We start from the raw sequence: 10,990 nt of genomic DNA on the forward strand, positions 1-10,990 counted from the left end.
ATACAAGCCGTGAATTATCTGTGGCTACGTTATCTCTCTGGAATCAAGGGCATTTTTCGTATGTGGTCGGCATACCGGGGAATTCAATGGCAGACTCACCAGAACCTTGAAAAATTTTGGACGAGGCCGGCTGTCCTACGCCAGGATCGCTCGCTAAATATTGATGGAAATCTCTTCCAAATCAGGCACTTCGACCCCATCTTCGCTGTCTGAGAGGGTGCTGTAGCCGGCACGTCCGCTGACCCTCGAAAGTTGTGGAAAAAGATGCAGCACGACAGCATAATAGCGGACGAATTTCAACCAGTTCCCTGGCGCTTAGACAACGCGCAGAGTCAGGGATTATCCAAGGAGCTTTACCATGGCATCAGTCAACAAGGTCATCATCGTCGGCAACCTCGGCCGCGATCCGGAAATCCGCTACATGCCGAGCGGCGACGCCATCGCCAACATCGCAGTGGCGACCTCGTACAAATCCAAGGACCGCAACACGGGCGAGCAGAAAGAGCTGACCGAATGGCACCGCATCTCCTTCTTTGGCCGCCTGGCCGAGATCGTCGGCCAGTACCTGAAGAAGGGTTCGTCGGTCTATGTGGAAGGCCGCCTGCAGACCCGCAAGTACACGGACAAGGACGGCATCGAGCGCTACGCTACCGACATCATCGCTGAAAACATGCAGATGCTGGGTGGCCGCCAGGGCATGGGCGGCGGCGACAGCTACGGTGGTGGCGACAGCTACGGCGGCGGCGACAGCTACGATGCGCCGCCGAGCCGCCCGGCGGCTCCGCGCCAGGCGCCGCCGGCACCGGCAGCCCGTCCGCAGCCGAAACCGGCGCCGAATTTCTCGGACATGGACGACGATATCCCGTTCTGAGACCCACATCGTTACATTTTTGTTGATAAAGCCCGCTTCCGTGAGGAATGCGGGCTTTTTCTTTACCCACATCTCCTTTCGTGGTCTAGTAGAGCTGCTGTTCAACTACTACTTGGCGAAAGAGGTGGGTAGATGTCTGGATTCATCGCGAAACGTATTCGGTTTCAGAACGGGGAGCGTCATTCGGTTTTAAGCCGGCCATGGGGGCTACCGGTCCACGAGGCTACTCTTTACCTAGCGAAGTACCGTAAGCGCGGTCGAGCTGCCAATACGATTCACGCCGTTTGCATGGTATTGGCGTTGTTATATCGCGAGCTTGCCAAGGCAGACATTGACTTGCTTCAGCGGCTGCGGCAAGGGCAGTTTTTGACGGCTTCAGAGCTCAACCGATTAGCTGACGCGGCTCAGTATCGGATAGATGACGCAAAAGCGGCATTTCTCCATGCTGCGAGAATGTCAATTACGCCTTCTCCTAAGCCAACATGCTCTGCCAGAGCAAACCTTTCCGCAAATATGGTCCGTGTACGGCGAGAGCGTAATTGGTCACAAGAAATTCTTGCCTTTGAGTCAGGACTGCACCGTACATTCATAGCTCACGTCGAGCGAGGTACTCGAAATATCTCGATCGACAATCTCGAGAAAATCGCGCTTGCATTAGGAGTTGCCCCTTACGTGCTGCTGCTTCCCTACGATTCCTAACTAGCTAACTGAGTAAGGCATCGGATAGCAGCTCATCCGAATTGTTGTCCTACGCGTCACATGTCACTTTGAAGTGGCTAGTGAGAGCAGCACAACCGGAACCCGCGATTCCGGCTAGAACCGGCCAACACTATGGAATCCGCGAAGGAATCGGTGTATCGTGGCATGATTGATAACAATACATGCACCGCCCATGCCCCGGCGGCGTCCATAACATGGGAAACCAAACACTTACAGAGGGCGCACCGCAGATTTTGAGCCTACTCGACTACATCGAGCAGGTGGAAAAGCTGAAGGCAAAACCCGCTTTCACAGTCCCATCCGAGTATTTCAGTGCCTATCAGCATGAGCTCGCGGAGCTACCGGAGATCCAGTTCAATCTCCAAGCCGACGGCGATGACGTCTGGTTGCGTTTGCCCCGCTTACGGGAGATTGCACCGCCTGAGTTGGATGAAACACTCAAGCCATGGGTGATCCTGCCCAAAACGCCTGAGAAGCAACCGGAGCTGCGCGGTCAGATCGAGTTGGTAGAGAACAAAGTCATCGTTGGCCACAGGGAACTCGCAAGCCACCCTGAGGTCAAGGAGTATTTCGACTGGTACGTCGAATATCAGTGGAACCCTTGGGCGGAAGCCGAGAAACCTCGCCGCAAGGTCATCAGCCAATACCAGAAGCTGCACTCCCTACAGCAGGCGATTAGCACAGACGGGGCCGAAACTCCGCTGGAGCTTGCTTGGGGTATCGGCAACGCCGTTTGGAAGAAGACCGGCGCCTCGTCCAACATTAAGCACCCGCTGCTCGTTCAGGTCTGCGAAGTGACCCTTAACGAGAACACACTCGACCTCGAGGTTCGTCCTCGCGATATCGCGCCAAAACTTGAAATTGATTGCTATGCAGCGCTCGAAATCCCGGGCGTTGCGCAGCTGGAGGCGTTTTGGAAAAGCTTCTTGGCTACGAGCGCACAGCGCGTGAATCCTTTTGAGCCATCAAGCTTTGAAGGTGTGTTGAAGGTCGTCGATTGGCCGTTGAGTGTGACGGCGACCGTTTCCACGGACCCGGGCAGTGGCAGGATGACATGGCGCGCCAGCGGGTGCTCGAGCGCGCTGGCTGGACGTTCTGGCGCTGCTTCGCTTCCACCTTCGTGCGTCGCCGTGAAGAAGCCTTGGCAGACTTGATTAAAACCCTCGGTGAGCTAGGTATTGAACCGCTGGGAGCAGAGTCGGTGAATAACACCACCTGGGTACATTCAAAGGAAGTCGACCCCTTTAGCGTCTCGGAGTTGGAAATCGAGGAGATTTTGTAATCCATGACCGCGCGACCGCTTATGCAAAAAACCGTTGGTGAGCTCGAAACCATGTTTTCGACGGCGCCGACTGATTCAAATGTGCTGGGACAGCTGTCGAATGAGCTTAAGCACCGGAATGTGCCGCGAGCGCTCGCGCTCTATCAGAAAGTGCAAAAGGCTATTGACGCCGCACATGGCCCAGTTGCCAAGACGTCGCCTTTGCCAAGTAAAGCAACTAACGAGAGTGCCGTAGATCGGTTGAAGAGGGTGCTGGAAAAAGCCCGTGCTGAACGCCAGCCAAGCCAGCCAGAATTGTGGTCCGAAGTCCCCTCGGTACCTGAGCCGGTATCAGCCGTATCAGCGCCACAGCCGCCGGCCAAACCTAGCCCAGCACAGCCTATCTCGCCGGCCCCATCTATGGCCCAACGAAGTACACAATCGATGTCAGCCGAGGAAGCGTATCGGCTGCTTAAAGCCACGCCGAGCACGCCTTGGGAGACTATCGAGATAACACGCCGTGCTATAGTGCAACTTTCTAGTCCTGCGAATTTGCAGCGGCTTGAGGGGCATAAGCGAACGGAGCGTTTGGCCGATGCGCGGCGTGCTAACCAAGCTTACGTCATAGTGCGCGACGCACGGAACTCTCGGTGAGCGCGATGGACCGGCTATTGCAAATCGGTTTTCGTCCCATTGGGCGATGGGAACTGCAGGGCAGGGAACTGCGGCTACGTCTGGACCCGCTGCCGACCCATCGGCGTGCCTTGTATGCGTTCGTCACCGGTACCACGGTGCTATACGTGGGTAAGACCGTGGGGGCCCTTCCAACGCGTCTGGCCGGATATCTCTCGCCGCACCCAACGCAACGCACCAACGTCCGCAATCACGCAAGCCTGCGGTCGATTCTTAGCGTAGGTCAGCAGGTCGAAATATTGGGGTGGATTGACCCAGGTCTGCAGCGGATTGGCGCGTTTGACCTGAACATGGCGGCTGGCCTGGAAGACAGCATTATTGCCGTGCTGGCACCGCCATGGAATGGTAGCCGCGCTTCATCGCTTGCTTCAGCATTTATATCGCAGCCTGCGGAGCTACCAGCTGTAGCAGTGTCGATCTCTCCCGAAGTTTTTTCGTCGCCCGAACCGCATCTGCCAACTAGGGAGGACGATCAATTAGGTCCCGATCAACAAATGGTCCCGAACGAGTCGCTCCTAGCAAGTCAAGTAAGCTTCCGAGTTCGGCTGGGAAAGACCTACTACAACGAAGGCTTTTTTAACGTACCGGTCGCCTTTTCGCGGCACTTTGCAGAACATGGCGTTCAAATGAAACTGTATTGCGGAAGCGAGCGTGCGTTACTGATGGGAGTACTGGACCGCAAGGCTAATAAGAGTAGTAAGACCCCTCGTATCTACGGCAAGGCCGAATTAGTGCGCTGGATACAACGACGAGCAAGCCTAGGCGACTTCCTTGAGGTGACGGTGGTCGGGCCCGACGAAGTGCTACTGAACTAGCGATAGAGCGGGTTTCTCTTGACCGGCGAGATCTATGGCTACAGTTATCTCAATAAACCTGACGCGGCACATGTAGATTTGATGTAGGATTTTTGACAAAGAATCGTTAATCGTGTTCGCCATCTTAGTAATCTTGGACTGCACCCGTTTCTTTAATTTAAGTTAAATACTTAACCGCATGATTGAATTGTCGTCGAGTGTATTGCTTGCTTTTGAGCGTGACCTTAAAGGATTTAGCAAGGAAACAGCCCCAGTTTCTGATGATTGGGAGTCGTTCCGCCCATCTCGAGAAGATTTTCCCGTCCCAGAACTCTTACTTATCTTATTAAGAGATGTAATGAGGTTTGAATGGTTTGGACACAGCGAAAAAGTACGTTGGTCCATACAATTTAGCGTCGATGGTGTTCCAGTAAGCGTTGAATTAGCAAAATTCGGGCTACGTATTTGGCATCCAAAAAATAGTCCTCTTCATCCTAGGCGAATTATAGGCCAGTTACAGTCCGCCTTGAGGCGTCTCGAAAAGCATTTAATGCCACTCGTAAACGCAGTGATCAATCGTGGTGAGGTTACTTTAGCAAATCGGACTAGTGAATTCCGAGATCGTTACGAGTTTTTCCGCGAAAAGGCAGACTTGTCGTATGCTAAGGCTGCAGAAATTGAATTAAAGCCAAAGAGAAAACCTAAAGCGGGAAGCCTGGAGTCGATTTTAAATGGATTTGGCGAAGCAATGAGGGTTAGACATGAAGGCTTCTATTACTTTGTAGCGATGATAGACGCTTACTTTAGCTACCTCGAACATCGTACAACATTACTTCGTGCTTTTACTGGTAAGAGCCTCGGTGACGGAGAGTTTAAAGCCACGTTAGGGGCTAAATGGGATGATAAACTTCGAACGATAGCGCCAGAGCCTACTTCCCAAGAATTTCGCCAATTACTAGCACGTCTTCGCGAATTAAAAGAAAGAATCCGTAACCCTTTTGCTCATGGCGGAATTGAAAACGACGGCGGTTCTATCTTTTGTCACGTGCCAAACGTCGGAGCTATTCCTGGAAATCTCAGCCGCGTTAAGAAGAGTGCGCGCTTTCAATTTATTCCTGTTGATACCGAGGATCACACGTCAGTGTGTAAACTTTTTGACGATGTAGATATATTCCTCGCCAAAAATAATTTGTCTATACCATGCGCTCTAGCCGATGGGGGCGTAGATCCGTCATGGGATCAAGACAGCTTGTCACAATATGCCAAGCTGAATTCTTCTACTAAGGAAGAGCTTGAGCAATTCATTATGCACTGGAATCGAATGCGAGATATACACGATAACATGGATTATTAGGCGAGCGCTTGGATTTGCGCTACGTAGTCCTTCTAAAATTATAAGCGTCGTTAATGACTTTCTTGCATCAGATTGTGGATAGATGCATGCTTGAAATTACGTAATCATCAAAACGCAAAAACCTTTAGCCAGAAATATTAAAATTACATGAATGAGACTCTTATCGACATTGAGGTTTTAACTTTGCGTTGCCGCTCTGAGCAATCAAAAACATATATTTCAGATGCAGTACTTTGCTATCGATCTGGTGCATATCGGGCAACGATAGTAAGTGTTTGGATCGCAGTCATTTTTGACTTGGTTGACAAAATCCGCGAGCTGTCTGTGGCTGGCGAAGCGCGAGCAGTTACTATTTGGAATAAATACGAACAATATATTCAACAGATCGAAAATGGGAACGACCAGGGCATAAAAGGTGCGTTAGAGTTTGAGCGCGAGCTTATTGGGACTTGCCGCAGGGAATTGCAGTTCTTTGATCAACAGCAAATGATAGATCTTGAGCGGTTGCGTGAGGACCGTCATCGCTGTGCTCACCCGTCTTTTCAACGCATAGGGGAGCCTTATCGTCCCTCAGCAGAACAGGCTCGGCTGCACTTAACAAATGCGGTCTCCCATGTTCTTTCTCAGCCCCCAGTACAAGGCAAAGCTCAGCTTGCCCGTCTTCAGAGTTTGGTCAGTTCTGCATATTTCCCTTTAGATGTCAATCAGGCGGTAACGCAATTAAGGGCTTCAGCATTGGGAAGGGCAAATGAGGCATTGATCAACAGTTTTATCGACATGGTGATCTTTGACTACTTTAAGCCAGATAGTCCAATGTATTGGAAAGAACAGGCTGGCTCGGCTTTAGAAGCAATCGTAGAAATGTATCGGCCTCAAGCTGAAGTTAGGCTAACAAAGCAATTCAATCGCATTATGCATGATGCCTCTGATGCGGAACTTGTGCGCGCGATATTTCTCATTGCCAGTGTTTCGAATTCCTGGAGATTCTTAGAACAATATAGCAAAGAAAAGATTATTTTGTGTATCCAGAATAGTGACCCGGTCTTGATTTTGCCTACTCTCTCAAAAATTAAAAGCGTTCCAGAGTTGGCTGAAACGATTAAGGCCAAGTTCGCCAATATGAACGTCGAGAACCTTCATACAGCTGCCTTGTCATTTGGGTTAGGAGAGTTTTCGAAAGCTCGTGCGCTCGAGCTGTTGTCAAGGGTCGGTAGTTGGAATTCTGCAAATGAAGTTATCAATCGCGCCATTTTTCCTATTTTCGACTTGCTATCTAAAGATGACTTTATTACCCTGATAAGGTTCCCTGTAACCAGCGGTGCTGATCTTCCCGGCGCGACGGCATACTCAGTTTTAATTGAAAAGCTTCGACTAACCAACTTGTTCACACAACCAGAACTCGACGCGTTATTGCGTGCTAATCGGGCAGAGTGGTTGGTTCGCGAAGATGATGAAAATTGATGTTCAGCTTAGGGAAGCAACAGTCTTGCGCTCGAAATCGGATGTCCGTCAAAGCTTAGTAGACGACTATTGTTGCGATAATGGGAAGTTAGTAGTTTGTGAGCGACACTGCGAACGCCAATAGAGCCAGAAATCGCAAGGCGCTCCGGCTCATCTCTACCGTTAGTCAACGTGTAACCTCTGGGTCGATTCCGGTCTCTCATGAGCTCGCATGCGCCTCCCCAATCGCGTCGCGACGCATACTTTTACAAGCGAAAGAAGCGATCTGTGAACACTTTTATGCACGCTACGCAACGTTGCCCGTACACTAGACGCAAAGTAATAACCTCAGGTGGTGACTCGATCCCCTCGCGAGGATCGCGTCGCGACCACCCCGACAGACGTTGAGGAGTATGTTACGCGGCTGTTTGGCAAATGCCGACTGCGAAGCGTTTCTCGGATAAACGGCTGCTCTTGGGGCGAATATCGATTTCAGAGTGCATCAAAAATGATTGACTGAAAGTTGCCAGTCGATCGCTCGTCGTGCCGACGCAATAACATCGGAAAAGGCGAACGCTTCAACCTCGGCCTCACGCTGCCCAACCGGAAAGTCCGAAGACCTCCGGCCTCCCATTAGCAGCACCCGGATCGGCTTCGCCATGTGCTTTAACAGCTCGTGCCGGTAGCTGATGGCCTGGATGTAGTCGTCGTGGTTCAGCGCATGCGATGGGCGCTTGAACTCGATCAGGAGACACGTTCCATTTAGGTCCTCGTTGAGCAACAAGTCGGGGCGCTCTAAAGCTTTGGCGCCGTCGTACTTGCGGCCCAGCGCTTCCTCCACCGTGCGCTTCAGCGTCTGGTTGGAACGAAAGAAGGTGAAACTCGTCCCCAAGATCCACAGATTGCGCTCGATGGCCTTGTGCATCTCGACCTCACGCGTTTCTGGATTCCTTGCGAGTGCTTCGAGCTCGTCGAGGAACTGCGTGCGTGCTTTGGCCTGACTAACCAGCATGGCCATGTCGGCCATACCAAACTCGTCCAGCGCCGCCGAGATAGCCACCACGTCTTTTTGAGACGCATCATGGATGTGGGACAAGACCGCGCCGTATTCAGCGTGCTCAATCGCGTCGAGCAGCACGTGAACGTACTGCTCCAGCTTGCTTGGTTCGTCGCCGTAGAAGCGCTCCAATACGCGGCGCACCGCCTTATCCGCGAACTCGCGCCGGTGCTCGGGCATGGCAGAGAGCCGGTCTTTGATCGACCGATTGATTCGCGCTTGGGCAAATTGAATCTCTCTGCGATATCGCTCTTTGAAGGCGGCGATCAATATGGGTTGGACTTGCTCTGTGATAGCTAACAAAAGGGTGCTGTTCTCAATCACGCTGTCCCAGCCTGCTGTCACATGGTCGCGAAGGCCATCGGCTTCGATTTCTCCGTACAGCTTGGTTTTCAGTTTCTGCGGAAAGTCTTCACGCTCATCAAGGCCAAAGAAGGACGGCTTGCCCACGACTTTGCCATCCACACGCAAGACGATGCCGGCCTGCCGTTGTGCCGACCGCTCGTCGGCAATTACAAATCGAAGCTGGACGGGACCGACGCCGGCAACGTTCAACGTCTGGTTCGTAAAAGTTCCGGCAACGTCGTCGACGCCCAGTAATTTCTTGTCGACGTAGACGGCAAAGGCTGCTGCTCGCCCGTATTCGAAGATCAAAACCTGGCGCATTCTTGCAGCGTCAGGAAACGCCAGCTCACCATGGAGTGAGTGCAAGGTGATAGTAGTGCCGTGTGATTCCGGGTCGCAACGCTCGGTATTGATCTGGATTGGCAGGTGCTCAATGTCTTCGACACCAGCGAGATCTTTCATCCGCAGCGTGAACCGACTAAGCGTTCCTCTCGCACGGGTTTCTAGCGTCATCTCGGCGGCTGCCATCAGGCCGGCAAATTTGCCGATGCCCTTTCGCCCCTTGACCAGCCGTTGCTTGCCAGCCGTTCTCTCACCGCGATGGTCGCGCCGGTCCCTCGCGATAGCCAAGTAGTGCGATTCAAGCTCTGCCCTTGTCATGCCGGAGCCATCGTCAGAGATAACAATGGGCGCATCGGTCATCGGCGCTGGAAGCGAGATGTGAACGTTCTCAGCATCCGCATCCCAGGCGTTGTCAACGAGTTCCTTGAGCGCCTTTTCCGTTGACGGATATTCCTGGCTCAGCAGTCGGGCCAACCTTGAATCAACCTGAAAGCGTGCTGTTTTTGCTCCCATTCCTTCGGCTCCTCACCTTCAATCTAGAGATTCAACTACATTACGCAGTCATCACGCGCGTATGCGGCCATACAAGTGACCAAACGTCTTTCTGCAGAGTTGTCACGATCGCCAGTACAGTAACCCTGACGTGCAAAAAATAGTTGACGGAGAACGAAGTATTCCCCTTGCTAGGGTTGTCCATGCAAATCTGTACGGTTGGGCGATTTTTGCCACCCATGCACACATTGCTCGGCAAGTCTACATGCTTAATCTCGACCCGACTTGCTAAGTAAAAAGCCTCGCCAGCTAGCTAGGAGGCTTTTTTTTCGCGCGTCGGTTACCCTAACTTCATATGCGTGTCTTAAATCTACGCATTGATTACTGACACTGCGTCAAGGATATCCAGCTCAGAACCGTCAACAAATGAAAGTGTATAGTACTTTCCGTTGATCTTCCGGACCTTCTTTACGCGTTTTGCGTTCACATATGCGTCTACGGTCGCCTCGCCAGAAGCAGTGTTGTAAATCTTGACTGCAACAAGCCCCGCTATCTGGCCAGCTACTGCACTTACGGGAGAATCAACCGCGATCAGGTCTTTGCCTTCATCGAATTTACCAAGACTCTCCCGCGGCGTGAACCCTAACGTGATAATTGCCTGACCCATCTGGGAGCCGTGTGCTGGGCGGACATGATTCACATGCTCCGGATTGATCCATACCGGGTCGGTTTTATATGTGCCGTCTTTCAGTTTGTCAGTCAGCGAAGTGATTTGGATAATGCTCATGTTTTTCCTAAGTGAGGTACGGGCGTGAGTTAGGGCCGTGATGTTGCAGTCAGCCTTGTAATTTATGTGGGGACATCCTTATCAAAAAGAAAGAGGGCTATAAAAAATAGCTTGTCGGCTGCCGCCCATAATGTTTTCTTAATATCGTCAAGCATCAGAAATGGTAACGGCGTTGGGAAAAACCATATTATGACCAGTTTTTGCGTTCTCTTCGGAAATTATGGTTACAGCAACTCGACTGTCGTTTCCGCGCGAATTTACGCATGAGCTCTCCTAATGTCACAAGATTGTGCTCGCGCCATACGCTTCGAATGAGCCCGTCGTTCCATATGGTGAGAAAGTATCAAAACCCTTGATACTTCGTGATACTCGGTGGTCCGCGCCTAGCTAGCGCTGGAGCGGGTGCATTCCGCGAAGGCTGGCTGTTCGTCGCTGTTGTCCTCGACCTGTACTCGCGGCGTGTAGTGGGCTGGTCGATGCAGCCGACGATGACGGCACAGCTGGTAATGGACGCTCTGCTGATGGCCATCTTCCGTCGCGGCCGTCCTCGCGCGGTGCTGCATCACTCCGACCAAGGCTCGCAATACACGAGTGAGGATTTCCAGCGGTTGCTCGAGTCCCACGGAATCGTTTGCAGCATGAGTCGTCGTGGTAATTGCTGGGACAACGCTGCGATGGAAAGCTTCTTCTCGACGCTCAAGACCGAGCGCCTGAGCAAAAAGCACTACCGGACCAGGGATGATTTACGTGCTGATGTGGTAATCCCCCCATTTTTAGAGCGCGCTAAAAGTAGAGGTTAAGCGGCAAGGGCAAGTTTCTGTTTTGGTGTGATGC

General features: G+C 52.0%; 8 protein-coding genes and 1 pseudogene. 7 read left to right on the forward strand and 2 right to left on the reverse strand.

Annotated elements, in window-relative coordinates; genetic code table 11:
- Window positions 1-358 precede the first annotated feature (358 nt).
- The 6 genes from ssb (at window position 359) to AC3A6M_RS24010 (ending at window position 7,154) form a co-directional block, all read left to right on the forward strand.
- Window positions 359-871 carry a single-stranded DNA-binding protein gene (ssb, locus tag AC3A6M_RS23985; RefSeq protein WP_487855234.1) on the forward strand — a complete coding sequence of 171 codons (513 nt, stop codon included), beginning with the start codon at window positions 359-361 and terminating at the stop codon, window positions 869-871.
- Between the two features lie 132 nt (window positions 872-1,003).
- Complete coding sequence (locus tag AC3A6M_RS23990; protein WP_487855235.1) at window positions 1,004-1,570, forward strand: helix-turn-helix domain-containing protein; 567 nt, start codon at window positions 1,004-1,006, stop codon at window positions 1,568-1,570.
- 1,018 nt (window positions 1,571-2,588) lie between these two features.
- Window positions 2,589-2,873 carry a hypothetical protein gene (locus AC3A6M_RS23995; protein WP_487855236.1) on the forward strand — a complete coding sequence of 95 codons (285 nt, stop codon included), beginning with the start codon at window positions 2,589-2,591 and terminating at the stop codon, window positions 2,871-2,873.
- 629 nt (window positions 2,874-3,502) lie between these two features.
- The gene (locus tag AC3A6M_RS24000; protein ID WP_487855237.1) at window positions 3,503-4,360 is read left to right on the forward strand and encodes a GIY-YIG nuclease family protein; all 858 of its coding nucleotides are present in this window, start codon (window positions 3,503-3,505) and stop codon (window positions 4,358-4,360) included.
- A gap of 178 nt (window positions 4,361-4,538) precedes the next feature.
- Window positions 4,539-5,693 (forward strand): hypothetical protein, encoded by a 1,155-nt coding sequence (locus tag AC3A6M_RS24005; RefSeq protein WP_487855238.1) that lies wholly within the window; start codon window positions 4,539-4,541, stop codon window positions 5,691-5,693.
- A 147-nt stretch (window positions 5,694-5,840) separates the two neighbouring features.
- Window positions 5,841-7,154, forward strand: a complete 1,314-nt coding sequence (locus AC3A6M_RS24010) for a hypothetical protein (protein WP_487855239.1) — start codon at window positions 5,841-5,843, stop codon at window positions 7,152-7,154.
- Between the two features lie 481 nt (window positions 7,155-7,635).
- Here the strand turns inward: AC3A6M_RS24010 and AC3A6M_RS24015 are convergent, their stop codons facing one another.
- Entirely contained in the window at window positions 7,636-9,390 is a 1,755-nt protein-coding gene (locus AC3A6M_RS24015; protein WP_487855240.1) for an ATP-binding protein, read from the reverse strand.
- A gap of 349 nt (window positions 9,391-9,739) precedes the next feature.
- Complete coding sequence (locus tag AC3A6M_RS24020; RefSeq protein WP_487855241.1) at window positions 9,740-10,156, reverse strand: hypothetical protein; 417 nt, start codon at window positions 10,154-10,156, stop codon at window positions 9,740-9,742.
- Between the two features lie 413 nt (window positions 10,157-10,569).
- On the opposite strand from AC3A6M_RS24020, the pseudogene AC3A6M_RS24025 reads away from it, so the two are divergent.
- Window positions 10,570-10,956 (forward strand): annotated as a pseudogene (locus AC3A6M_RS24025) (IS3 family transposase); the annotation flags it as partial.
- Window positions 10,957-10,990 lie beyond the last annotated feature (34 nt).

Source organism: Telluria sp. Soil_C_11 (assembly GCF_057657395.1).